The organism is Streptomyces sp. PA03-1a, assembly GCF_033792805.1.
GTDB lineage: Bacteria > Actinomycetota > Actinomycetes > Streptomycetales > Streptomycetaceae > Actinacidiphila.
Genome location: NZ_JARAVO010000034.1, coordinates 27,310 through 50,793, shown reverse-complemented (window position 1 = coordinate 50,793; position 23,484 = coordinate 27,310). Strand labels below are relative to the sequence as shown.

Below are 23,484 nucleotides of genomic sequence, written 5' to 3'. Positions count from 1 at the left end.
GTGGGCAGGGAGGGCGGTGCGTCAGGTGCGGACTTCCAGCAGCGGCACCAACTGCTCCACGGGGGTCATCGAGCCGTGCAGGCCGACCATGGTGGACTCCCCCGGCTCGGAGCGGGTGGCGACGATCGCGACGTCGTCCCGGGCGACGGCGACGACGTCTCCGATGCGGCCGAGCACCCGGTCCTCCACGACGGGCCCGAACCAGCCCGCGGCGACCGCCTCTTCACGGGAGGCCACCCACATCTGCTCGCCGAGCACCTCGCTCCACACCGCGTGCACGTCGGCTGCGGCGCCTGGCACGGCGTAGACATGACGGGCCCGGGCCTCGCCGGCGAGGACGGCGACGCCGGCGCGCAGCTCCCAGTCCTCGTCGAAGTCGATCCGGGACTCCGGGTCGAAGGGGATGTCGATCATGCCGTGGTCGGCGGTGATGTAGAGCGCGCTGCGCGGCGGGAGCTGCTCGGCGAGCCGCTGGGCGAGCCGGTCGGCCATCATCAGCTGGCCGCGCCAGGCGTCGGAGTCGACCCCGTGCCGGTGGCCCATGGAGTCCAGCTCGCTGTAGTACGTGTAGACCAGCGCCCGGTCGGTCGCCGCGAGCCGCTCGGCGGTGAGGTCCATGCGCTCCTCGCCGCTGAGCCGCCCGTGGAAGGTGCCGCCGCTGAGGGCGATCTTCGTCAGCGGGGTGTGCTGGAAGGTCGGCGAGGTGACCTGGCAGGTCTCGATGCCGGCGGCCTGGGCGAGCTGGAAGACCGTGGGGTACGGCTGCCAGACGTACGGGTCGGTCCACGGCTGCCATCGCAGCTGGTTCATCAGCTCGCCGGTGTCCGGGTTCAGCACGGTGTACCCGGCCAGGCCGTGCGCGCCGGGCGGCAGCCCGGTGCCGACGGAGGCGAGCGAGGTCGCGGTGGTGGAGGGGAAGCCCGCGGTGATCGGCCGGCCGCTGCCGGTGGCCGAGCCGGCGATCAGGGAGGTGAGGAACGGCGCCTCGTCGGGATGCCGGCGGATCAGCTCCCAGCCCATGCCGTCGACGAGGAACACGCAGACCCGGTCGGCGGGCACCAGGTCGAGCGCCGTCCGCGGGGCGCCGGTGATGCCGAGCCCGGCGGCGACCGCGGGCAGCAGGTCGCTCAGGGAAGCGCTGCCGTAGCGCGGGGCGGGTGCGGCGTACGGATCGAGCGGTTCGTAGGACGGGGCGGGATGGACCATCAGGAGGCCGCGCCCGCGGTCGCCTCGGAGAGCGCCTGTGCGAAGGCGAGGGCCTGGCGGACGGTCTCGGGGCCGTCGCCCGCCTCGCTGACCCGCAGGCTCAGGTCGTCGGCGCTGGAGGAGCCGGTGTAGCCGTGGTCGGCCTCGCAGTTGGGGTCGCCGCAGGCGGCGGGCTCCAGGTCGATGCGGCTGACCGCGCCCCAGCCGATGGTCAGCACGACCTCGCGGGGCAAGGTGCCCGGGGTGTACGACTCGGGGTTGGCGACGACCCGGCTCAGCACGACCGACGAGATCCGCTCCAGCTTGACCGACTCGGTGGAGGTGGTGGCGTAGGGGCTCGGGGAGGTGTCGTCGGCGCTCTGCTCGTCGGTGTGGCTGACGATGAAGCGGGTGCTGGTCAGGACCAGGACGGTGACGTGCCGGCGGACCTCGTTCGCGTCGAAGGTGGTCTCCTGGTGGACCAGGTACGAGGCGACCGCCTCCCCACCGACGGAGGCCTCCACGGCCTCGGCCACGAGGGCGGGGTAGTAGCCGCTGCGCTCGATCGCCGCGCGCAGCCCCTGGGTCGTCGTACCGGTCTTCGCCATGGCGACCATCCTAGTGCGGAGCACGTGTTCAGAAGGACGACAGTGCACGAGGCCCGAGGTCCGTGCGGGCCGGGGGCCGCGCGAGGCGCACGGAGGCGCCGAGCACGGTGAGGCCGGCGGGGGCCACCACGACCGGTTCGAGGTCGACGGAGACCACCTCGGGCAGGTCGTCGACCAGCCGCGACACCCGCAGCAGCAGCTCCTCCAGGGCGCCGGTGTCCACCGGCTCCGCGCCGCGCCAGCCGAACAGCAGCGGGGCGGCCTTGATGGAGCGGACCAGCTCGGCGACGTCCCGGTCGGTGGCCGGGACCAGCCGGTGCGCCATGTCGTCGAGGAGTTCGGAGGGGGCGCCGGCGATGCCGAAGGAGAGCACGGCGCCCGCGGCCGGGTCGACGGTGGCGCGTACGACCGTGTCGACGCCGCGCGGTGCCATGGCCTGCACGACCAGGTGCAGCTCCTCCGGCTTGCCCAGCCGGGCGGTCAGCTCCTCGAAGGCGCGGCTGATGTCGTCGGGGCCGGCGATGTCCAGGCGTACGCCGCCGAGGTCGGCGCGGTGCCGCAGGTGGGGCGCGGTGGTCTTGAGGGCGACCGGGTAGCCGAGCCGCCGGGCCGCCTCCAGGGCCGCGTCGATCCCGGGGGCGGGCAGCGTGGGCCGGACCGTGATGCCGTAGCGGGCCAGCAGGGCGGCGGCCGCGGAGTCGTCGAGGGGGACGCCGTGGGTGTCCCCGACGGGCTCCGCCGCCTCGTCGAGCAGCCGGGTGACGTCCTGGCAGGCGCCCGCCTCGTCGACGTCCTCGAACTCCGGCACCCTGCCGGGAACCTGGGCGTCCCTGCGCCACTGGGCGTACGCGGCGGCCCTGGCCAGTGCCTTCACGGCGCGCTCGGCGGCGCCGTACGCGGGGATGCGGACGGCGGCGAGGCGGGTGGCCATGGCCTCCAGGGCGGTGTGGACGATCACGACGGGCTTGCCGGTGCCGGCCTCGTCCGCGGCGGCGTGGAGGGCTTCGGCCAGCGCGGGGTCGTCGCTGCTCGCGGGGGCCTCGCCGAGGTCGGAGCCCACGCGCGGGATGGCGGTGACCACGACGGCGTCGTGGGCGGGGTCGGCGAGGGCGGCGGAGAGGGCGGCCCGGAAGTCCTCGGGGCCGGCGGCCGTGGTGAGGTCGAGCGGGAGGCCCGGTTCCAGCCCGGCGGTGAGGCAGGCGTCGTAGGTGAGCAGGCCGAGCGACTCCGAGTTGCCGAGGACCGCGACGCGGGGGCCCGCGGGCAGCGGGCGGCAGGACAGCAGCAGTCCGGTGTCGAGGAGCTCGGTGACGGTGTCGGTGCGGATGACGCCGGCCTGCCGCAGCAGGGCCGAGACCGTGCTGTCCGCGATGCGGGCGGGGGGCACCGCGTGTCCGGGCGGGGCGGCCGCCGAGTGCCGGGCGCCCTTGACGACGACGACCGGCTTGACGGCGGCGGTGCGCCGGGCGAGGCGGTAGAACTTGCGCGGGTTGCCGAGGGTTTCGAGGTAGAGCAGGGCGACGTCGGTGGCCGGGTCGTCGTACCAGAACTGCAGGATGTCGTTGCCCGAGACGTCCGCCCGGTTGCCGGCGGAGACGAAGGACGACAGTCCGGCGCCGCGCCGGCGCAGCCCGGACAGCAGGGCGATGCCGATGGCGCCGGACTGGGTGAACAGGCCGAGCCGTCCGGCGTCCGGGGTCTGCGGCGACAGCGAGGCGTTGAGCCGGACGTCCTCGGCGGAGTTGAGGATGCCGAACGCGTTGGGGCCGATGACGCGCATCCCGTACGAGTGGGCCTGCCGCACCAGTGCGCGCTGCCTGCGGCGGCCCTCGGCGCCGGACTCGGCGTAGCCGGAGGAGATCACCAGCAGGCCCAGGACGCCGTGCCGGCCGCATGCGTCGACGGCCTCGGCGACGTCGTCGGCGGGCACGGCGATCACGGCGAGGTCCACGGTGTCGGGGATCTCGGCGACGGAGCGGTGGGCGGGGACGCCCTCCGGGTCGAGGGTGCGCAGGTCCTCGGGGAAGGAGCGGTTCACGGCGTGTACGCGGCCGGTGTAGCCGCCCGCGACGATGTTCCGGAGCACTCCGCGGCCGACGCCGCCCGGCCGGCGGCCGGTGCCGATGACGGCCACGGAGGCGGGGGCGAGCAGTCGCTGGACGGAGCGGGCCTCGGCGCGCTGCTCGCGGGCGCGCATGACGGCGAGGGACTGCTCGGTGGGCTCCAGGTCGCATTCGAGCCGGACGACGCCGTCGGTGAAGCTGCGCTGCTGGGTGTAGCCCGCGTCGGTGAAGACCTTGATCATCTTGCGGTTGGAGGGCAGCACCTCGGCGATGAAGCGACGGATGCCGCGCTCGCGGGCCACCGCCGCGATGTGCTCCATCAGGGCGGAGGCCACCCCGCGGCCCTGGTGCGCGTCCTGGACCAGGAAGGCGACCTCGGCCTCGCCGTCGTCGGTGCGGTCGTAGCGGACGGTCGCGATGAACTCGCCGCCGACCAGGGCCGCCAGGCCGACGCGGTCACGGTAGTCGTGGTGGGTGAAGCGGTGCACGTCCCGGTCGGAGAGCCGGGGGTAGGGCGCGAAGAAGCGGTAGTACTTGGACTCGTCGGAGACCTTCTCGTAGAAGCTGACCAGCCGTCCCGCGTCGTCCGGCGCGATGGGCCGGACGTGGGCGATCCCGCCGTCGCGCAGGACCACGTCCGCCTCCCAGTGGACCGGGTAGTCGCGCTCTGCGGCGGACGGCGTCGTCATGGCCCAAGCGTACGGGCACCTGCCGGTCGCGGGACCGGTGCGACGATGTGGGGACGGACCGGTGTCCGAGGCATGGCAGACTGGTCTAGACCTCCCAGGAACGACCCGAAGGGCAACACCATGGCTGAGCGCCGCGTCACCATCGGCTGGGCCGAGGGCCTGCACGCACGTCCCGCTTCGATCTTCGTCCGCGCCGCCACCGCCGTGGGCGCCCCCGTCACCATCGCGAAGGCGGACGGGGCCCCGGTCAACGCCGCCTCGATGCTCGCCGTGCTGAGCCTGGGCGTGGCCGGCGGCGAGGAGGTCGTGCTGGCCTCCGACGCGGAGGGGGTGGACGCCGCTCTGGACAGCCTCGCCAAGCTCGTCTCCGAAGGCCTGGACGAACTCCCCGAGACCGTCTGACAGCGCGCGGAGCCGCGGTGCGGCAAAAGGGGCGGGCCTGCGCGTGAAATCCGGCCGGATTTCGCGGACCCGCCCCTTCGCCATTGCGAGGTCATTTTCGGGCAGCGCGCAGCACAATAGGGCACGGAAATACCCCGCGCACAATTCCCCAAGTTGTATACGGCACTTCTGTTAAACCCGGCCGCGCGAAGTGTGTACGGCGTGTTTCCGATTCCTCACCGCGACGCGGCGCCGCGCCCCGTGCTCTCCGGACGGCGCAGCCGGTGCACCGCCGTCGCCCGCTCCACATGGGCCGCCATCAGCCGCCGGGCCCGCTCCGCGTCACCGCGTGCCACCGCGTCCACGACCGCCCCGTGCTCCTCCCAGGACTCCACGGCCCGCCCAGGGGTGTCCACCGCGTACACCCAGGCGATCTTGTGCCGCAGCTGGGTCAGCAGCGCCACCAGGGTCGGGCTGCCGGAAGCCTGGGCCAGCGTCTCGTGGAACCAGCCGTCCAGCGCGGGCAGGTCGGACAACTGGCGCCGGAGGGAACGTTCCTGGCCCAGCCGGACGAGCCCGCGCAGCACCTTCACATGGGCCTCGGTGCGCCGCTGCGCCGCCCGCGCGGCGCCCAGCGGCTCCAGCAGGGCACGGATGTCCAGCAGGTCGGCGGCCTCCTGCTCGGTCGGCTCGGCCACGGACGCCCCGGCGTGCCGGCGGGTCCGCACGAAGCCCTCGGACTCCAGGGTGCGCAGCGCCTCGCGCACCGGGACCCGGGACACCCCGTAGCGCTTGGCCAACTGCTCTTCGGTCAGCCGGCTCCCCGGCGCGAAGAACCCGCTGATGATGTCGTCACGGATCGCGGTGCACACCGCCCGGGCCGAAATCGGGCGGCCCGCGCCGCCGGCCCCCTTCACGTACGACCCCACATCGCAGGTTCCTTTCGGTGCGCGCCGACGGCCGTCCTTTAATCCCCGTGTAACGGAGGAGCCGGCGTTTCTGCCGCGACTCTATTCCAGCACGCCGCCGATTCCGACGGCTGCCCTGAATTCATGGAGCATTTTTGGACACCCCGCGGCCGGGAAGCGCCGGCATGCCGAAGGCCCCGGCGGGGGAACCGGGGCCTTCGTGTGGGGGGAGGGGAATGGCTCAGATGCGGACGCCCTTGGAACGCAGGTACGCCAGCGGGTCCACGTCGGCGCCGTAGGACGGTGCCGTACGGGCCTCGAAGTGCAGGTGCGGCCCCGTCACGTTGCCGGTGGCGCCCGACAGGCCGATCTGCTGCCCCGCGGAGACGGTCTGGCCCACGGACACGCCCAGCGAGGACAGGTGGGCGTACTGGGTGTACATGCCGTCCGCGTGGCGGATCACGACGTTGTTGCCGTAGGAGCCGCCCCAGCCCGCCTCGACGACGGTGCCCGCGCCGGCGGCGTGCACCGGGGTGCCGACGGAGGCCTGGAAGTCCACGCCGGTGTGGTAACCGGAGGACCACAGGCTGCTGGTCGCGTGGTAGGGCGTGCCGATGGAGCCGGCGACCGGCAGCATCCAGCCGCCGAGCGTGCCGCGGCCCTTGGCGGCGCTCCGGGAGGCGTGCGCGGTGCCGCTCTCCCGGGCCGCCTTGGCCTTGGCCGCCTTGGCGGCGGCCTCCTTGGCGGCGGCCTCCTTGGCGGCACGCTTGGCGCGCGCGACAAGGGCGTCGTGGCGCTTCTGCGCGACGACGGCGGCCCGGTGCTGGGCCGAGGCCTGGTCGGCGAGGTGCGCGGCGAGGTCCCCGGCGACCGCGGCGCAGCGGGCGAAGGCGGAACCCTCGGCCCTGGCGTCGGCAGCCGCGGCGGGCACGACGAACGCGCCGGTGGTGACGGTGGTCAGCGCGGCGGCGCCGGCCAGGGTGGAACGTATGGAGAACGACGCCATGGGCAGGCGGGGATCCTTTCCTTCCTTCTCGCCTACCGGGTTAGCTGACGGGTTCGGAGCAGGAAGGTCTCCTACGGGCGGCGGCAGGCCGCCCGATTCACCCCAGGGACATCTCAGGTGGGTCCCCGGCTCCCCAGGCTCACGCCTGACGGGGACTCGGCGATCGTTGCTCCGGTGCCGCGGGAGGCGGCTGCTTCCGCCGGGCAACCCGAGGACGTTAACCAGGCGTTGCTCCCGGTTCCAAAAAAATCCGGCAATATGTGCGGGATGCCACACCGGCCGCCAACCGGTCGCAACCGTCCGCAATACCGCGATGCCGCAGCTCCCCGGCGGTGCGCACCCCTCCCGGAAGCCCCCGCACGGCCGTGGCGCGGGCCGCGGTGACCGGCGTCACCGTCCGGCCCGGCCGAACGGGACCCGGTGGCGGCACCGCGTACGTAGGGTCACGGGGTGACCACGACACCAGGGGCGGCCACCGACGCCGCCCGCGCCGCCGAGGACTTCCTGCGCGCCTTCCACGACCGGATGCCCGGCCGTCAGTCGGAGGGGACCGAGGCCGCCCCCACCCGCGACGGGCGGACGAGTTACGAGGTGCTCGCCGAGCGTGTCGCCGGCGCCCGGCGGGTCCTGGACCTCGGCTGCGCGGACGGCGCCCTGCTGGAACTGCTCGCCGGGCGCGGGGCCGAGGTTCCCGCCGGCGTCGACCTGTCGGAGGGCGAGCTGGCCCTCGCCCGCCGGCGGCCCGCGCTGGCCGGCGCCGACCTGCGGCAGGGACGTGCGCAGGAGCTGCCCTTCGCCGACGGCTCCTTCGACGCCGTGGTCTCCCACATGGCGCTCATGCTGATGTCGGACGCCGACCGGGTCGTGGCCGAGGCCGCCCGGGTGCTCGCACCGGGCGGCACGTTCGCCGTCGCCGTCGGCGGCGGGCCCGTCCCCGGCGAGGCCGTGGAGCTCTTCCTGACGCTGGCCGTGCCGTATTTCAAGGCGGCGCAGCGGCGTCTTCCGCGGCTGGGCGACCGCAGGACACGGAGCCGGGAGGGGCTCGACGGGCTCCTCGCACCCCTCGGCTTCGCACCGCTGTCCTGGGAGACGGTCGTCATCGGCATGGACGGGACGCCCCACGAGGTCTGGTCCGCCCTCACCGGGACGTTCTACGACATGGAGGTCCTGGACGAGGAGCCGGCCGAGGAGCTGCGCGCCGTGTTCCTGGACCGGGCCGCAGGCCTGAGCGGAGCCGGCGGACGCGTTCCGTGCGGCATGCGGATCAACGTGGCGGCGGCCCGGCTGGACCGCTGAACGGGTAGCCCCGCGCACCGCGGCCCCGGGTGCCGCAAGGGCATCCGGGGCCGCGGTGCGGAGCTACCGGTCAGCCGCCCGTGACGACCTCGACCGGGCCGATGCCCAGCTCGCGGATCGGGTCCGCGATGACGGAGGCGTCGCCGACGAGGACAACCACGAGCCGGTCCAGGGGGAAGGCGTTGACGGCCGCGGCCGTCGCCTCCACCGTGCCGGTGACGGCCAGCCGCTCGTAGAGCCGGGCCTGGAAGTCGTCCGGCAGGGACTGCTCGACCTGGTCGGCGAAGGTCCCGGCCACCGCCGAGGCGGTCTCGTAGCGCAGCGGCGCGACGCCCACCAGGTTCTGCACGGCGGCGTCGCGCTCCTCGTCGGTGAGCCCCTCCGCCGCCAGGGTGCGCAGCACCTGCCAGGTGTCGGCCAGCGCGGGCGCGGTGACGTCGGTCGCCACGGACCCGCTGATGCCGAGCAGGGAGACGCCGGTGCCCTCGGGCGTGGACAGCAGCACCTGGCCGAAGGCCCGCACGCCGTAGGTGTAACCCTTCTCCTCGCGCAGGACGCGGTCCAGGCGCGAGGTCAGCGTGCCGCCGAGGCAGTACGTGCCGAGCACCTGGGCGGCCCACACGGGATCGTGGCGGTCCGCGCCGGCGCGGCCGATGAGCACCTGGGTCTGGACGGACCCGGGCCGGTCGACGATCACGACGCGCGCGGTGTCGTCCGCGGTGATCGCGGGCAGCGGGCGGCGCTCGGCGGGCTTGCCGCTCCACTCCCCCAGCGTGCTCTCGAGCAGCGCCTCCAGGTCGATCCCGGTGAAGTCGCCGACCACGACGGCCGTCGAGGTGGACGGCCGTACGTGCGTGTCGTAAAAGGCACGGACGGCGGAGGCGTCGATGCGCGCGACCGTCTCCTCGGTGCCCTGGCGCGGCCGGGAGCAGCGCAGGTCGGCGGCGAACAGCTCCTTGGACAGCGCCATGGCGGCGCGCCGCGCGGGGTTGGCCAGCTCGTGCGGGATCTCGTCGAGGCGGTTGCGCACCAGCCGCTCGACCTCGCCGTCCGGGAACGCCGGGGCGCGCAGCGCGTCGGCGAGCAGGCCGAGGGCCTTGTCGAGACGGGAGGCGGGGACCTCCAGGGAGACCCGGACGCCGGGGTGGTCGGCGTGCGCGTCGAGGGTGGCCCCGCAGCGCTCCAGCTCGGCGGCGAACTCCTCGGCGGTGTGCTTGTCGGTGCCCTCGGACAGGGCCCGGGCCATGATCGTGGCGACGCCGTCCAGGCCCTCGGGCTCGGCGTCGAGCGGCGCCGTGAGCAGCACCTCGACGGCGACGACCTTCTGGCCGGGGCGCCGGCTGCGCAGCACCGTCAGCCCGTTGGGCAGCGTGGACCGCTCGGGGGCCGGGAAGTCCCAGGGCTTGGGCTGTCCCGGCCGTGGCTGCGGGTGGAACGTCATGGTGGTGTGGACGTCGGTCACTGGTCCGCGCCCTCCTCGTCCTCGTCGGAGTCCTCGCCGGACGCGTCCGCCGAACCCGTGGGCTCGTAGACCAGCACGGCGCGGTTGTCGGGCCGCAGGGTGGCCGCGGCGACGGCGCGCACCTCGTCCGCGGTGATGTCCAGGATGCGCTTGACGGCGGTCAGCGCGAGCTGCGGGTCGCCGAACAGCACGGCGTACCGGCACAGTTCGTCGGCACGGCCGCCGACGGTGGCGAGCCGGTCCAGCCACTCGCGCTCGAGCTGGGCCTGCGCCCGCTCCATCTCCTCCGGGGTCGGGCCCTCCTCGGCGAAGCGGGCCAGTTCCTCGTCGACGGCGGCCTCGATGGTGGGCACCTCGACGCCGCTGGACGTCTTCACGTCGAGCCAGCCGAGCGACGGCGCCCCGGCCAGCCTCAGCAGGCCGAACCCGGCCGCGACGGCGCTGCGGTCCCGGCGCACCAGGCGGTTGTGCAGCCGGGAGGACTCACCGCCGCCGAGGACGGTCAGCGCCAGGTCCGCGGCGTCGGACTCGCGGGTGCCGTCGTGCGGCAGCCGGTAGGCGGCCATCAGGGCGCGCGAGGGGACGTCCTCCTCGACGACCTCGCGGAGCTCCCCGCCGATCACCCCGGGGAGTGAACCGTCACGGGGCGCCGGCTTGCCGTCGTGGGACGGGATGGTGCCGAAGTACTTCTCGATCCAGGCCAGCGTCTGCTCCGGGTCGATGTCCCCGACGACCGCGAGGACGGCGTTGTTCGGAGCGTAGTAGGTCCGGAAGAAGGCGCGCGCGTCCTCCAGGGAGGCGGCGTCCAGGTCCGCCATCGAGCCGATGGGGGTGTGGTGGTACGGGTGGCCGTCCGGGTACGCCATCGCGGTCAGCCGCTCGAAGGCGGTGCCGTAGGGGACGTTGTCGTACCGCTGGCGGCGCTCGTTCTTGACCACGTCACGCTGGTTGTCCAGGCTCTGCAGGTCCAGTGCGGACAGCAGGCTGCCCATGCGGTCGGCCTCGAGCCAGAGCGCGAGCTCCAACTGGTGGGCCGGCATGGTCTCGAAGTAGTTGGTGCGCTCGAAGCTGGTGGTGCCGTTGAGGGAGCCGCCGGCGGACTGGACCAGTTCGAAGTGGCCGTTGCCCTTGACGTTCGCCGAACCCTGGAACATCAAGTGCTCGAAGAGGTGGGCGAGTCCGGTACGGCCCTTCACCTCGTGGCGGGAACCGACGTCGTACCAGAGGCAGACCGCGGCGACCGGGGTGAGGTGGTCCTCGGAGAGCACGACGCGCAGGCCGTTGGCCAGGCGGTGCTCGGTCGCGGTGAGGCCGCCGGATTCTGCCTCCGGCGTGGCCGTGTGACCCATGGGCAAGCTGTCCTTCCGGTCGCGTACTCGTTGTTTTGTGCTGAGACCTGCCACTCTAGGCAGCGGACAAACGGCCCGCGAAGTTCCCGTCACCGCCACGTATGAGGCGGGGGGGTGGTCCGGGCTGTCGGTGGGGCGGTCCACAATGGTCCGCGACAGTCCCGTGTCCTTATCCGATGAGGTCCAGCCGAAGGAGCAGCGCCCTGATGGCCCGCCGCACCACGAAGACCCCGCCGCCGGACGATTTCGAGGAGCGCATCCTCGACATCGACGTCGTCGACGAGATGCAGGGGTCCTTCCTCGAGTACGCCTACTCGGTCATCTACTCGCGCGCCCTCCCGGACGCCCGCGACGGGCTCAAGCCGGTGCACCGGCGGATCGTCTACCAGATGAACGAGATGGGGCTGCGCCCCGAGCGCGGCTTCGTGAAGTGCGCCCGCGTCGTCGGCGAGGTGATGGGCAAGCTCCACCCGCACGGCGACTCCTCGATCTACGACGCGCTGGTGCGCATGGCCCAGCCGTTCTCGATGCGCGTGCCGCTGGTCGACGGCCACGGCAACTTCGGCTCGCTCGGCAACGACGACCCGCCGGCCGCGATGCGGTACACGGAGTGCCGCACGACGCCCGCCGCGATGCTGATGGTCGAGTCGATCGACGAGGACACCGTCGACTTCACGCCGAACTACGACGGCCAGGAGCAGGAGCCGGTGGCCCTGCCCGCCGCCTACCCGAACCTGCTGGTCAACGGCGCCTCGGGCATCGCGGTCGGCATGGCAACCAACATGCCGCCGCACAACCTGGGCGAGGTCATCGCGGCCGCCCGCCACCTGATCCGCTACCCGAACGCGGACCTCGAGACGCTGATGCGGTACGTCCCCGGCCCGGACCTGCCGACCGGCGGCCGGATCGTGGGCCTGGACGGCGTCCGGGACGCGTACGAGACCGGCCGCGGCACGTTCAAGATCCGCGCCACGGTGGCCGTCGAGGACGTGACGGCCCGCCGCAAGGGCCTGGTGGTGACCGAGCTGCCGTTCGCGGTCGGCCCGGAGAAGGTCATCTCCAAGATCAAGGACCTGGTCGGCTCGAAGAAGCTGCAGGGCGTCGCGGACGTCAAGGACCTCACCGACCGCGAGCACGGACTGCGGCTGGTCATCGAGGTGAAGAACGGCTTCCACCCCGAGGCCGTCCTGGAGCAGCTGTACAAGCTGACCCCCATGGAGGAGTCCTTCGGCATCAACAACGTGGCGCTGGTCGACGGCCAGCCGCTCACGCTGGGCCTGAAGGAACTGCTGGAGGTCTACCTCGACCACCGCTTCGAGGTCGTCCGGCGGCGCAGCGAGTTCCGCCGCGGCAAGCGCCGGGACCGCCTCCACCTGGTGGAGGGCCTGCTGGTCGCCCTGGTCGACATCGACGAGGTCATCTCGATCATCCGCTCCAGCGACAACGCCGCCCAGGCCAAGGAGCGCCTCATCGAGCGCTTCGCGCTGTCGGAGATCCAGACCCAGTACATCCTCGACACCCCGCTGCGCCGGCTGACCCGCTTCGACCGGATTGAACTGGAGTCCGAGCGGGACAGGCTGACCGCCGAGATCGAGGAGCTCACCCGGATCCTGGAGTCCGACGCCGAGCTGCGCAAGCTGGTCGGCGCCGAGCTGGCGGCGGTCGCCAAGAAGTACGCCACCGAGCGCCGCACCCTGCTGATGGAGCCGGGCGCGGCCCCCGTCGCGGCCGTGCCGCTGGAGGTCGCCGACGACCCGTGCCGCGTGCTGCTCTCCTCCACCGGGCTGCTGGCCCGTACGGCGAACGGCGAGGCCCTGGCCCCGGGCGACGGCAAGCGCGTCAAGCACGACGTGATCGTCTCGGCGATCCCGACGACGGCGCGGGCCGACATCGGGATGGTCACCTCCACCGGGCGCCTGCTGCGGATCGCCGTGATCGACCTGCCGATCCTGCCGGAGACCTCCGGTGCGCCGAACCTGGCGGGCGGGGCGCCGCTCGCGGAGTTCCTGTCGCTGGAACCGGACGAGCAGGTGCTCTGCCTCACCACGCTCGACGAGTCCTCGCCGGGTCTGGCGCTCGGCACCGAGCAGGGCGTGGTCAAACGCGTCGTGCCGGACTACCCGGCGAACAAGGACGACCTGGAGGTCATCGCGCTCAAGGAGGGCGACCGCATCGTGGGTGCGGTCGAACTGCGCACCGGCGAGGAGGACCTGGTCTTCATCACCGACGACGCACAGTTGCTGCGCTACCCGGCGGGCCAGGTCCGTCCGCAGGGCCGCCCGGCGGGCGGCATGGCCGGCATCAAGCTGACGGACGGCGCGAAGGTGATCTCCTTCACCGCCGTCGACCCCTCGGCCGACGCCGTGGTCTTCACCCTCGCCGGGGCCCGGGAGACGCTCGCAGGCGCCGAGGAGGGCACGGCCAAGCTCACGCCGTTCGACCAGTTCCCGCGCAAGGGAAGGGCGACCGGCGGCGTGCGCTGCCAGCGCTTCCTGAAGGGCGAGGACATGCTGCTCCTCGCCTGGGCCGGCTGCACCCCGGCCCGTGCCGCCACCTCCACGGGCGCGCCGGCCGACCTCCCGCCCAAGGACCCGCGCCGGGACGGCTCGGGCGTGGCCCTCACCAAGCGGGTCTCGGTGGTCGCCGGCCCGGTGTGACCGGCACGTCCACAGCGCCGAGGGGCGCGGCACCCGGTACGGGTGCCGCGCCCCTCGGCGTACGCGGTGTCAGGACGCGTACGCCTGCGCCCCGCCGGGTCCGGCCGGGTCGTCCAGGCGCAGCCACACGCAGGTGTCCCGGGGCAGCCGGCCGTCCTCGGCGAGCGGTCCGCTGGCCAGCAGGAGCTGCCGGTGCGCGGGGAGCGCGGCGGGGTCCGCGGACAGGTTGACCACGCAGGCGAACCCGCCCGCACGGCGGAAGGCGAGCACGTCGCCGGGACCGTCGAGCCAGTCCATCGGGCCCTCGCCGAGGCCGGGTTCCGCGCGGCGGAGCTCCAGCGCCGTCCGGTACAGGCTCAGCAGGGAACCGGGGTCCGTCTCCTGCACCTCGGCGGTGTAGCGCGCCCAGTCCGCCGGCTGCGGCAGCCAGGGGTGCTCGCCCCCGAAGCCGTACGGCGGCGCGTCCCCCGACCAGGGCAGCGGCACCCGGCAGCCGTCACGGCCCGGGTCGGTGCCGCCGGAGCGGAAGTACATCGGGTCCTGCAGCAGTTCGGCCGGGATGTCCTCGACCTCGGGCAGCCCCAGTTCCTCACCCTGGTACAGGTAGACCGAGCCGGGCAGGGCCAGGGTCAGCAGGGCGGCGGCGCGGGCGCGCCGGGTGCCGAGCTCCAGGTCCGTGGGGATGCCGTGGGCCTTGGTCTTGAAGTCGAAGCCCGTGTCGGCGCGGCCGTACCGGGTGACCGTACGCGTCACGTCGTGGTTGGCCAGCACCCAGGTCGCGGGGGCACCGACCGGAGCGTGCGCGGCGAGCGTCGCGTCGACGGAGGCGCGCAGCCGGCCGGCGTCCCACGGGCAGGCGAGGAAGTCGAAGTTGAAGGCGGTGTGCAGCTCGTCGGGACGCAGGTAGCGGGCGAAGCGCTCGGTGTCCGGCAGCCACACCTCGCCGATCAGCACGCCGTCGTAGGGGTCGGCGACGCTGCGCCAGGAACGGTAGATGTCGTGCAACTCGTCGCGGTCGATGTAGGGGTGCGGGTCGGTGCCCTCCACGAAGTCGGGCAGGTCCGGGTCCTTGGCGACCATGGCCGCCGAGTCGATGCGCACCCCGGCCACGCCGCGCTCGAACCAGAAGCGCAGGACGTCCTCGTGCTCCCTTCGCACCGCGGGGTGGGCCCAGTTGAGGTCGGGCTGCTCCGGGGCGAACAGGTGCAGGTACCAGTCGCCGTCCGGGAGCCGGGTCCAGGCTGAGCCGCCGAACTGCGAACGCCAGCCGTTGGGCGGCAGCTCGCCGTCCTCGCCACGGCCGGTGCGGAAGTGGAACAGCTTGCGCTCGGCGCTGCCGGGCCCGGCCTCGAGGGCCGCCTGGAACCAGACGTGCTGGTCGGAGATGTGGTTGGGGACGATGTCGATGATGGTGCGGATGCCCAGGGCGCGTGCCTCGGCGATCAGCTTCTCGGCGTCTGCCAGGGTCCCGAAGGCCGGGTCGATGGCCCGGTAGTCGGCGACGTCGTAGCCGCCGTCGGCCATCGGCGAGGGGTACCAGGGGTTGAACCAGAGCGCGTCCACACCCAGCGCGGCCAGGTACGGCAGTCTGGACCGCACCCCGGCGAGGTCGCCGGTGCCGTCCCCGTCTCCGTCGGCGAAGCTGCGTGCGTACACCTGGTAGATGGCGGCGCCGCGCCACCACGCGTCGGTGGCCTCGGCCGGGTGGGTGTCTGCCACGTGACTGGTCCTTTCGGGCAGCTGGGACCGCGCCGCCCGCCCTGTGGCGGGCGGCGTGGTGCTGGACGGGTGCGGCCGGAGGCCGTCGGGGCCGGGCCTCAGCCCTTGAGGCCGCCGGCGGTGAGGCCGCTCATGATGTTGCGCTGGAAGATCAGGAAGATCAGCAGGGTGGGCACCGAGGCCATCGCGATGGCCGCGACCAGCCAGTTCTCCGGCACCCCGCTGGCGAGCGAGTAGATGCCGACGTTGAGCGTCTGCTTCGTCGGGTCGGGCAGGGTGAGCATCGGCCAGAGGAAGTCCTTCCAGACCCCGACGATCGCGAAGATGGAGACCACTCCGAGGATCGGGCGGGAGATCGGCAGGACGATCGACCACAGGGTGCGCAGCTGGGAGGCCCCGTCGATGGCGGAGGCGTCCAGCAGTTCCTGCGGCACCGAGTCGAAGAACCGCTTCAGCAGGAAGATGTTGAAGGCGTTGGTGACCGACGGCAGCCAGATCACCCAGGGCGAGTTGAGCAGGTTGCGCTGGAAGATCGGCACGTCCAGCACGGTCAGGTACTGCGGTACGACCAGGACGGTGGCCGGGATCATCAGCGTGGCGAGCATCATCCCGAGGATCACGTTGCCCAGCACCGGACGGAGCTTGGACAGCGAGTAGGCGGCCGCCACGTCGAACACGAGCTGGAAGGCGAGTGCCCCGAAGGCGTACCAGAGGGTGTTGAGCAGCAGGTGGGACAGGTCCATCACGTCCCAGGCGCTCTTGTAGTTCTCGGGGTGCAGGGCCTGCGGGAAGGCGGTGGGCGGGATCTGCGCGAACTCCTGGGTGGACTTCAGGCCGTTGGAGGCCATCCAGTACAGCGGGCCGAGGAAGACCAGCGTGAAGGCGACCAGTACCAGGGCGAGGACGGTCCGGTAGACGATCCTGCCGCGGCGGCTGGCCAGCTGCGTCGGTGATATCAGCGTTCGGGTGCTGCTGCTCATCGGTGGTTCCCCGCCCTACTCGTCCGTGGCGCGGCTGAGCCGCACGTACCCGGCGGAGAAGACCGCCAGCAGTACGAGCAGGACCAGGCCGAGCGCCGCGGCGCTGCCGTAGTTGTTAAAGCTGAAGGCGTACTGGTAGATCAGGTAGACGACGGTGGTGGTGGAGCCCTCCGGGCCGGCGCCGCCGGTCAGCAGGAACGGCTCGGTGAAGACCTGCATCGTGGCGATGATCTGCATGAGCAGCATCAGCGACAGGATCAGCCGGGTCTGCGGGATCGTCACGTGCCAGATCTTGCGCAGGAGCCCGGCGCCGTCGAGCTCGGCGGCCTCGTAGAGCTCGCCGGGGATGCCCTGGAGCGCGGCCAGGTAGATCAGGGTGGCGCCGCCCATGTTCATCCACGTGGAGGCGATGACCACCGACAGCATCGAGGTGCTGGTGGACTGCAGCCACTGCTGCTGGGGCAGGTGCAGCACCTCGAAGATGCGGTTGAACAGGCCGTACTCGGGGTTGTAGAAGTTCTTGAAGAGCAGCACCGAGGCCACCGGCGGCAGCATCACCGGCAGGTACACCAGCAGTCTCAGGTAGCCCCGCGCGTGCCGTAGTTCGTTGAGCAGCAGGGCGATGACGAACGGCACCGCGAAGCCGAGCAGCAGCGCCAGGGCGGTGAAGAGCAGGGTGTTGCGCCAGGCCTGCCAGAACGCGGGGTCGTGGAAGACGTAGTTCAGGTTCGACCAGCCGGCCCAGGTGGTGGCCCCGTCCTCGGTCTTCTGGAAGGCCAGCAGGACCTCCCTGACCATCGGGTACCAGGAGAAGAACCCGAAGCAGAGCACGGCGCCGATCAGGAAGCCGTGCGCGGTGAGGTTGCGGCGCAGGGCGCGGCCGGCCCGCCCCGGACGGCGGCCGTCCGGGGCGGGGCGGCGCACCGTACGGCGCGACCGGCTCTTCGCGGGAGTGCTGGTGGGCAGGGTGGGGGCGCTGGGGGCCGACATCGTCGCTCCTGGGTGCCGGGTGCCGAGGGGGCCTGGGCTACTGGTTGGCGAGGACCTGGTTGACCTGGGTCTCCGCGGTGGACAGCAGCTTGGCGGGGTCCGCACTCTTGTTGGTGAGGACACCGGACATCACGTTGTCCAGGACCTTGTAGATCTCCTGGGCCTTCGGCGGCTCGGCCTTGCCGGGGATCGGGTTGTCCATGAAGGCGCGGAAGTTCTCCACCGGCATCGTGGCGCTCTCGGTCTTCAGCTGGTCGTCCTTGGTCTTGCTGGCACCGATGAAGAAGGCCGGCTGGGGCAGACCGACGGGCAGGCCGTCCGCCTTGGAGCGCGCGTACTCGAACTGGCCCTTGCCGACGCTGAGCGTCTTGAAGTTCAGCCAGGCGATGGCGGCCTTGATCTTGTCGGGCGAGCTGCCCTTCTTGATCATGTAATCGTTGCCGCCGAAGAGGGTGGCCTTGCCGCCGGGGATCGGGCCCATGCCGAAGTTGGCGTAGTCGGCGCCGAGCTGCTGGACCATGTACGTGATGTCGTCCGGCGCGGCCAGGAACATGCCGAGCTTGTCGGTGGCCATCTGCTTCTGCAGGTCGCCCCACTTGAGCAGCTGCGTCTGGCCCATGCTGTTGTCGGTCCAGCGCATGTCGTGCAGGTTCTGCACCACCTGCTTGCCGAGGTCGGTGTTGAACCCCGCCTTGGTGCCGTCCGCGGAGACGACGTCGCCGCCCAGGCCGTACATCGTGGCCGTGAAGTGCCAGCCGCCGGTGTTCTGGGCGCTGTAGTCGCCGTACCCGGCGATGCCCTTGCCGAGGCCGGCGATCGCCTTGGCCGCGGTGCGCACGTCCTCCCAGGTGGTGGGCGGCTTGTTGGGGTCGAGGCCGGCCTGCTGGAAGAGCTTGCGGTTGATCAGCAGGCCCATGGTGTAGTTGCTGGTGGGCAGGCCGTAGAGCTTGCCGTCCTTCTTCAGGACGTTCAGCACGTTGGGGTCGATGTCGTTCAGGGCCGGGACGGTCTTGTCGGTGACGTACGCGGAGATGTCCGCGGCGCCGTCGTTGTCGAGCACCTGCTGCAGGTCGGTGAAGTACGTGTAGAACACGTCCGGCTGGGACTTGGCCTTCAGCGCGGCCGTGAAGCGGGCCGGCTCCTCGCACTGGCCGGGCGTCGACTTACCGTCGATCGTCACGTTCGGGTACTTCTTGTTGAAGGCGGCGACGTCCTCCTTCCACTCCTTGAGCTCCGCCTTCTTCGCGGCCGGCGGCATGCAGTCGATGGTCAGCGTGACCTTGGCCTTCGGGTCCAGCGGGGCGGTGGGGTCGGACGAACCGCCGCCCGCGTCGTTGTCGTTGTCCGCACTGCTGCTGGTGCCGCAGGCGGTGAGGACGGCCAGGGCCATCACGGAGACGAGCGTGGCCGCGGAGGCACGGCGAGCGGGGCGGAACCAGGAGCTTCTCATCGGTGGTCCCCTTCGGGCATGAGCGTGGAAGCCCCCGACCACACGCAGCGGGGGCGTCGCACACTCAAGCACCACAAACAGGTGTCCGCAAGATCTCGCGCAGATTTCGCAAAAGATTGACGGCCTTGCGCAGCTCGGCAACGAAGCACGCGAACACCGGGAACGGAGCGGGAACCCCGAGGCCGCAAACGCGGACCGGGCGGTTCCGACGACGTCGGAACCGCCCGGTCCGCGGGGGCGCGCGGCCGCTCAGCCGCGCACGGGCCCCGTCGTCCCGCGGACGACCAGCTCGGGCTCGTACAGCAGCTCGTCGGAGGCCACCTGCTTGCCCGCGATCTTCAGTGCGAGCAGCTCGACGGCGGTGCGGCCCATCGCCTCGATGGGCTGCCGCACCGTGGTCAGCGGCGGGTCGGTGCAGGTCATGAACGCCGAGTCGTCGTAACCGACCACGGAGACGTCGCCGGGCACGGACAGCCCCAGCCGGCGCGCCGCCCGCACCGCGCCCAGCGCCATCGGGTCGTTGGCGCAGATGATCCCGGTGACCCCGCGCTCCCAGAGCTTGGCGGCCGCGGCCTGGCCGCCCTCCAGCGTGAACATCGCCCGCCCGACGTGCTCGTCGGGCAGCGACCCGCCGCCCGCGGCGGCCGCGGCCCGCGCCGCGGTCAGCTTGCGCCGCGACGGCATGTGGTCGGTGGGCCCGAGCAGCAGGCCGATCCGCTCGTGGCCCAGCGAGGACAGGTGCCGCCAGGCCTGCTCCACGGCGACCGCGTCGTCGCACGACACCCGCGGGAAACCGAGGTCCTCTATCGCGGCGTTGATCAGCACCACCGGCAGGTTCCGCTCGGCCAGCAGGCGGTAGTGGTCGTGCGGCGCGTCCGCCTGCGCGTACAGACCGCCGGCGAAGACCACGCCGGAGACGTGCTGCTGCAGCAGGAGCGAGACGTAGTCCGCCTCCGACACCCCGCCCGCGGTCTGCGTGCACAGCACCGGCGTCAGGCCCTGCTGGGCGAGGGCCGCCCCCACGATGTCGGCGAAGGCCGGGAAGATCGGGTTCTGCAGCTCCGGCAGCACCAGCCCGACCAGCCGGGCCCGGTTGCCCCGCAACTGCGTCGGCCGCTCGTACCCCAGCACGTCCAGCGCCGTGAGCACCGCCTGCCGGGTGCCCTCCGACACCCCCGGCTTCCCGTTCAGCACACGGCTGACGGTGGCCTCACTGACCCCGACCTTCTTCGCTACTTCGGCAAGCCGTCGCGTCATGAGCGCAAGCATACGACATGGCGTGCAAGTGGTTTGCGTTCATGCGCAAGACCGTTGGGACGCCCGGCACCCGGGGGTGCCGCCGTGGCAGGAGGGACCGAAGCGTCGCCTCACCCTCAACCTGGGCCAATACAACACCCACCTGTCCTGAATGGCGCGCTTCACGACCGTTCCCTGTGGGTAACACTCATTTCGACGGCGGGTGCCGGACCCGTACGTCCCTGCGTGCTTCTCACCTCTCCGAGGCAGTCGATCAGAGCCGCTCGTACCTGCCCGGAGCTTCGCTTCTTCGGGCTGCCGCCGCCATGACGGGCGGGCGGGCGCCGATCGGGGGGTCACATGGCGCGTTCCAGAGAGGTGGGCGGAATCGCCGCCCTGCTGGTCATCGGGGTCACCGCCGTCCTGGTGCTCACGGCCGCCGTCGCCGTGGCCCTGGGCAAGCTCATGGTGACTCTCGCCTCCCCTTCGGGCCCCGGCCAGGACTCCGCCGCCCCCACCTTCATGGCCGCCAACGCCGCGTTCTCCGGACTGGCGCTGGCGGCGGTGCTCGTGACCTTCGGTGTGCAGCAGCGGAAGGCCCACCTCCAGCGACGGGAACTGGCAGCCCAGCGGAAGGAGTTGAGTGGCACGCACAACCAGCTCTACCGCACCGCCGAGGCGGAGCTGCGCACCTTGCACGTCGAACTCCTCAAGATCGGCATTGAGCACCCGGAGTTGGCTTCCGTGTGGCCGGAGTTAGAGACCGTTCCCGCCGATCAGGCCCGAGAACTGTTGTACGCCAACATGATCTTCACCCATCACCTCTTTGTGTTGCGCCTGGGCAGCCTGTCCGCGATCGAGTTCCAACAGGTGCTGCGCGACCTGGTGAAGAGCCGCCGGTTCCGCGAGTACTGGACGTGGTCCCGACCGTTCCGTCAGGCACGCCTAGACCCCACCGGCGACGAAGCGCGGCTCGGGGCGATGGTGGACGCGTTCATCAGAGAACTGGAAGCCAATGGCGGAGGTCGGTACCCCTGATCGGCTGAATTTCTGTCACGGCTACACCAAAACTGCACCCTGGAAGCACTCGATCCACTAGAGAGAAAGGATCTTCGAAGCCTCATGGGAGGGAAGGGGCCATTCACGGAACGGCGCGACCTCCCGGAACGGGATGGATCAGCGTGGAGATCGTGCGCAGAATCGGGGCCTCACCTCGCGAACGCGGAAGCACCGCCGCCGCGACATGCCCCGATATCTTCGAGTTGTCCGATGGCAACTTTGCAGTCATCGGCACCGATGCCACAGCTGACCTGGACGGCAAACTTCCGGGCGACGCGGCCCGGGCGGACTACGAGCGGATCGTAGTGATCACTCGCGACACGCTCCTTCGCGCCAAACAGGACATCCCGGACCTCTAATCCGCCGCTCGCGAACTGTCGGCCTCCCCCGCGAACTGCTCGGAGGGGGAGGCCGCACCATGCCGTGTCGGGCCATCCCGAGCCCCTTCGACGAGCACCCGACGTAATACGGGAGGGGCGGGAGAGCCGGGGGTGGTGCGGAAGGTTAGGCTTACCTTCATGAGCACCTGCACCTCCGCGTCCAGCTCGCTGGCGGAGCCCGTCGCCGCGACGGCGGCCACCGCGCGGACCTGGCTGCTGCTGGAGCAGCCGGGGCCGTGGGGTCCCAAGGCGCTGACCGGGAGCCATCTGGATCCGCGGGTGGGCAGGGCGCTGGAGCGGGCCGCGGCCGGTACCGGGGTACGGGTCGGGCTGATCCGGCGGCCCGGGCGGCACGCGGACCGGCATGACGTGCGGCGGCGCACGGCGTACGTGGCGCACACCGTGCCGGGTGGCTCCTGGGTGCGGGACGCGGTCGTGGAGGACCCGGCCGCACTGCTGGGCCTGGACTTCGAGGCGCTGGGCCGCGGCGACCACCGCGGCTTCGGGATGCCGTACGAGGGCGACCCGCTCGCCCTCGTCTGCACCAACGGCAAGCGCGACCGCTGCTGCGCCCTCAACGGCCGGCCGCTCGCCGCGGAGCTGGCCGCCTCGGGGCTCGGTGAGGTCTGGGAGGTGACCCACCTGGGCGGGCACCGGTTCTCGCCGACGATGCTGGTGCTGCCGTACGGCTACGCCTACGGCCGGGTCGACGCCGCGCTGGCCCGGCAGGTGCTGGCGGCCGCCCGCGAGGGCGGCATGGTGCTGGAGGGCTGCCGCGGACGCTCCGCGTGGGAGCGTCCGGGCCAGGCCGCCGAACTGGCCGTGCGGCGGCTGACCGGCGAGCTGAACGCCGAGGCGCTGACCGTGGACGGCGAGCACGGTACCCGCGTGCGGCACCGCGACGGCCGGGCCTGGGACGTCGCGGTGACGCCGGTCGCGGCGGAGCCGCCCCGGCCCGAGAGCTGCGGGGCGGCCCTGGGGGCGCCGCTGCGGATGGAGATCAGCGGCATTCAGCCGGCGCTCTTGACGAACTCCGTGGTGTAGGTCTTGCCCAGGTCCACCTGGGCGTTCTGCAGGTTGGGGTTGAAGGCCTTGAGGACCCGTTCCACCGTCTCGGGTCCGCCTTCGGGCATCACGCCGTCCTTGGTGAACATCGGCAGCGTGCTCTCGATCGCCTTGACGTAGAGCTCCTGCCCGCCGCCCTGCGCGTAGTCGGCGGGCATCTTCGCGGCGATCTCCGCGGCGCTGTGCGTCGACATCCAGCGGAGCGTCTTCACGAAGGCGTTGGCGAGCTTCTGCACCGTCTCCTTGTGGCTGTTGACCCATTCCGTCTGCATGTAGAGGCTGGAGGACGGGTAGAGCCCGCCGAGCGCCTGCCGCGAGCCCTCCGGCGTGCGCATGTCGATGAGCACCTTGCCGAGCCCCTTGTCCAGGATCGTGGCCACGGTCGGGTCCGTGGTCATGCCGCCCTGGATCGATCCCTGCTCCATCGCGGAGATGAAGGTCTGCCCGGCGCCGACCGCGACCGGGGTGAACTCGCTGGTCTTCACGCCGTTGCTGACGGCCAGGTACTTGGTGAGGAAGTCCGTGGACGAGCCGATGCCGGTCACGCCCAGCTTCCTGCCCTTGAAGTCCTCAGGGCCCGTGAGGTCGCCGGCCGCCGCGTTGGAGACGATCTCCACCTCGCCGGGCGCCTGCGAGAACTGCACCACGGACTCCACCTGCTTGCCCTTCACCTGCAGGTCGAGCGTGTGGTCGTAGAAGCCGACGGTGCCCTGCACGTCGCCGGAGACGAGCGCGGTCTCGGCCTGTACGCCGGCCGGCTCGGTGAGCAGTTCGACGTCCAGTCCCTCGGCCTTGAAGTAGCCGAGCCGCTCGGTGAGCATCGCGGGCAGGTAGATGACCTTGTCCAGGCCACCGACCATGATCTTGACCTTGTCGCCCTTGCCGCCGGAAGCGGAGGCGGAGTCGCCGCCGCACGCGGTGAGCGTGGTGAGGGCGACGGCGGAGGCGGCGACGGCGGCCGCGGCCCTGAGGGTTGCGCGCATCTGGTTCACGTCCTTGTG

The 23,484-nt window shown here is 72.0% G+C and carries 19 protein-coding genes and 1 riboswitch; of the genes, 6 read left to right on the top strand and 13 right to left on the bottom strand.

What is annotated here, in order from left to right; genetic code table 11:
* Positions 1-21: 21 nt before the first annotated feature.
* The 3 genes from PV341_RS10435 to PV341_RS10425 are packed head-to-tail and all read right to left on the bottom strand — an operon-like array spanning position 22 to position 4,545.
* Positions 22-1,206 carry an alkaline phosphatase family protein gene (locus PV341_RS10435; protein WP_500357450.1) on the bottom strand — a complete coding sequence of 395 codons (1,185 nt, stop codon included), beginning with the start codon at positions 1,204-1,206 and terminating at the stop codon, positions 22-24.
* Positions 1,206-1,793: a DUF5998 family protein gene (locus tag PV341_RS10430; RefSeq protein ID WP_499514492.1), complete on the bottom strand. Its 588-nt coding sequence runs from the start codon at positions 1,791-1,793 to the stop codon at positions 1,206-1,208. Before PV341_RS10430 ends, PV341_RS10435 begins: the two co-directional genes overlap by 1 nt.
* 28 nt (positions 1,794-1,821) lie before the next feature.
* On the bottom strand, positions 1,822-4,545 hold the full coding sequence (locus tag PV341_RS10425; RefSeq protein WP_500357448.1) for a bifunctional acetate--CoA ligase family protein/GNAT family N-acetyltransferase: 2,724 nt from the start codon (positions 4,543-4,545) through the stop codon (positions 1,822-1,824).
* Positions 4,546-4,665: 120 nt separating this feature from the next.
* Here PV341_RS10425 and PV341_RS10420 point away from each other — a divergent pair, with 120 nt between their 5' ends.
* Positions 4,666-4,947 carry an HPr family phosphocarrier protein gene (locus PV341_RS10420; protein WP_499514490.1) on the top strand — a complete coding sequence of 94 codons (282 nt, stop codon included), beginning with the start codon at positions 4,666-4,668 and terminating at the stop codon, positions 4,945-4,947.
* A gap of 215 nt (positions 4,948-5,162) precedes the next feature.
* Here PV341_RS10420 and PV341_RS10415 read toward each other — a convergent pair whose 3' ends face one another.
* Positions 5,163-5,855: a GntR family transcriptional regulator gene (locus PV341_RS10415; protein ID WP_500357447.1), complete on the bottom strand. Its 693-nt coding sequence runs from the start codon at positions 5,853-5,855 to the stop codon at positions 5,163-5,165.
* A gap of 220 nt (positions 5,856-6,075) precedes the next feature.
* Positions 6,076-6,840, bottom strand: a complete 765-nt coding sequence (locus PV341_RS10410) for a M23 family metallopeptidase (protein ID WP_500321932.1) — start codon at positions 6,838-6,840, stop codon at positions 6,076-6,078.
* 15 nt (positions 6,841-6,855) lie between these two features.
* A riboswitch (cyclic di-AMP (ydaO/yuaA leader) is annotated at positions 6,856-7,012 on the bottom strand.
* Between the two features lie 278 nt (positions 7,013-7,290).
* On the opposite strand from PV341_RS10410, the gene PV341_RS10405 reads away from it, so the two are divergent.
* Positions 7,291-8,136, top strand: a complete 846-nt coding sequence (locus PV341_RS10405; protein WP_500357446.1) for a class I SAM-dependent methyltransferase — start codon at positions 7,291-7,293, stop codon at positions 8,134-8,136.
* A gap of 70 nt (positions 8,137-8,206) precedes the next feature.
* Here PV341_RS10405 and PV341_RS10400 read toward each other — a convergent pair whose 3' ends face one another.
* Positions 8,207-9,577, bottom strand: coding sequence for a M16 family metallopeptidase (locus PV341_RS10400; RefSeq protein WP_500321996.1), 1,371 nt, complete (start codon positions 9,575-9,577; stop codon positions 8,207-8,209).
* Positions 9,578-9,594: 17 nt separating this feature from the next.
* A complete protein-coding gene (locus PV341_RS10395) occupies positions 9,595-10,947 on the bottom strand; it encodes a M16 family metallopeptidase (RefSeq protein WP_500357444.1) in 1,353 nt (450 codons plus the stop codon).
* Positions 10,948-11,153: 206 nt separating this feature from the next.
* Here PV341_RS10395 and PV341_RS10390 point away from each other — a divergent pair, with 206 nt between their 5' ends.
* Positions 11,154-13,604, top strand: a complete 2,451-nt coding sequence (locus PV341_RS10390; RefSeq protein ID WP_500321997.1) for a DNA gyrase/topoisomerase IV subunit A — start codon at positions 11,154-11,156, stop codon at positions 13,602-13,604.
* A 69-nt stretch (positions 13,605-13,673) separates the two neighbouring features.
* Here PV341_RS10390 and PV341_RS10385 read toward each other — a convergent pair whose 3' ends face one another.
* From PV341_RS10385 to PV341_RS10365, 5 genes are all read right to left on the bottom strand, one after another.
* The gene (locus tag PV341_RS10385; protein WP_500321936.1) at positions 13,674-15,323 is read right to left on the bottom strand and encodes a glycoside hydrolase family 13 protein; all 1,650 of its coding nucleotides are present in this window, start codon (positions 15,321-15,323) and stop codon (positions 13,674-13,676) included.
* Between the two features lie 98 nt (positions 15,324-15,421).
* A complete protein-coding gene (locus PV341_RS10380) occupies positions 15,422-16,303 on the bottom strand; it encodes a carbohydrate ABC transporter permease (RefSeq protein WP_500357442.1) in 882 nt (293 codons plus the stop codon).
* A gap of 15 nt (positions 16,304-16,318) precedes the next feature.
* Positions 16,319-17,293 carry a carbohydrate ABC transporter permease gene (locus PV341_RS10375; RefSeq protein ID WP_500321938.1) on the bottom strand — a complete coding sequence of 325 codons (975 nt, stop codon included), beginning with the start codon at positions 17,291-17,293 and terminating at the stop codon, positions 16,319-16,321.
* A gap of 37 nt (positions 17,294-17,330) precedes the next feature.
* Positions 17,331-18,743, bottom strand: coding sequence for an ABC transporter substrate-binding protein (locus tag PV341_RS10370; protein WP_500321939.1), 1,413 nt, complete (start codon positions 18,741-18,743; stop codon positions 17,331-17,333).
* Positions 18,744-18,992: 249 nt separating this feature from the next.
* Positions 18,993-20,000: a LacI family DNA-binding transcriptional regulator gene (locus tag PV341_RS10365; RefSeq protein WP_354796787.1), complete on the bottom strand. Its 1,008-nt coding sequence runs from the start codon at positions 19,998-20,000 to the stop codon at positions 18,993-18,995.
* A gap of 339 nt (positions 20,001-20,339) precedes the next feature.
* Between PV341_RS10365 and PV341_RS10360 the strand changes: the two genes are divergently transcribed.
* The 3 genes from PV341_RS10360 to PV341_RS10350 all read left to right on the top strand — a co-directional run bounded on the left by PV341_RS10360 (position 20,340) and on the right by PV341_RS10350 (position 22,462).
* Positions 20,340-21,017, top strand: a complete 678-nt coding sequence (locus tag PV341_RS10360) for a DUF6082 family protein (protein ID WP_500321940.1) — start codon at positions 20,340-20,342, stop codon at positions 21,015-21,017.
* Positions 21,018-21,160: 143 nt separating this feature from the next.
* Positions 21,161-21,397, top strand: a complete 237-nt coding sequence (locus tag PV341_RS10355; RefSeq protein WP_500321942.1) for a hypothetical protein — start codon at positions 21,161-21,163, stop codon at positions 21,395-21,397.
* 159 nt (positions 21,398-21,556) lie between these two features.
* Positions 21,557-22,462, top strand: a complete 906-nt coding sequence (locus PV341_RS10350; RefSeq protein WP_500321943.1) for a ferredoxin family protein — start codon at positions 21,557-21,559, stop codon at positions 22,460-22,462.
* Here the strand turns inward: PV341_RS10350 and PV341_RS10345 are convergent.
* Positions 22,429-23,466 (bottom strand): ABC transporter substrate-binding protein, encoded by a 1,038-nt coding sequence (locus PV341_RS10345; RefSeq protein WP_500321945.1) that lies wholly within the window; start codon positions 23,464-23,466, stop codon positions 22,429-22,431. The two genes, PV341_RS10350 and PV341_RS10345, sit on opposite strands and share 34 nt — an antisense overlap.
* Between the last annotated feature and the right edge of the window lie 18 nt (positions 23,467-23,484).

Coding starts and splice junctions, on each gene's coding strand:
- PV341_RS10435 (WP_500357450.1), bottom strand. CDS start 1,206: ATGGTCCATCCCGCCCCGTCCTACGAACCGCTCGATCCGTACGCCGCA.
- PV341_RS10430 (WP_499514492.1), bottom strand. CDS start 1,793: ATGGCGAAGACCGGTACGACGACCCAGGGGCTGCGCGCGGCGATCGAG.
- PV341_RS10425 (WP_500357448.1), bottom strand. CDS start 4,545: ATGACGACGCCGTCCGCCGCAGAGCGCGACTACCCGGTCCACTGGGAG.
- PV341_RS10420 (WP_499514490.1), top strand. CDS start 4,666: ATGGCTGAGCGCCGCGTCACCATCGGCTGGGCCGAGGGCCTGCACGCA.
- PV341_RS10410 (WP_500321932.1), bottom strand. CDS start 6,840: ATGGCGTCGTTCTCCATACGTTCCACCCTGGCCGGCGCCGCCGCGCTG.
- PV341_RS10400 (WP_500321996.1), bottom strand. CDS start 9,577: ATGACGTTCCACCCGCAGCCACGGCCGGGACAGCCCAAGCCCTGGGAC.
- PV341_RS10395 (WP_500357444.1), bottom strand. CDS start 10,947: ATGGGTCACACGGCCACGCCGGAGGCAGAATCCGGCGGCCTCACCGCG.
- PV341_RS10390 (WP_500321997.1), top strand. CDS start 11,154: ATGGCCCGCCGCACCACGAAGACCCCGCCGCCGGACGATTTCGAGGAG.
- PV341_RS10380 (WP_500357442.1), bottom strand. CDS start 16,303: ATGAGCAGCAGCACCCGAACGCTGATATCACCGACGCAGCTGGCCAGC.
- PV341_RS10375 (WP_500321938.1), bottom strand. CDS start 17,293: ATGTCGGCCCCCAGCGCCCCCACCCTGCCCACCAGCACTCCCGCGAAG.
- PV341_RS10370 (WP_500321939.1), bottom strand. CDS start 18,743: ATGAGAAGCTCCTGGTTCCGCCCCGCTCGCCGTGCCTCCGCGGCCACG.
- PV341_RS10365 (WP_354796787.1), bottom strand. CDS start 20,000: ATGACGCGACGGCTTGCCGAAGTAGCGAAGAAGGTCGGGGTCAGTGAG.
- PV341_RS10360 (WP_500321940.1), top strand. CDS start 20,340: ATGGCGCGTTCCAGAGAGGTGGGCGGAATCGCCGCCCTGCTGGTCATC.
- PV341_RS10350 (WP_500321943.1), top strand. CDS start 21,557: ATGAGCACCTGCACCTCCGCGTCCAGCTCGCTGGCGGAGCCCGTCGCC.
- PV341_RS10345 (WP_500321945.1), bottom strand. CDS start 23,466: ATGCGCGCAACCCTCAGGGCCGCGGCCGCCGTCGCCGCCTCCGCCGTC.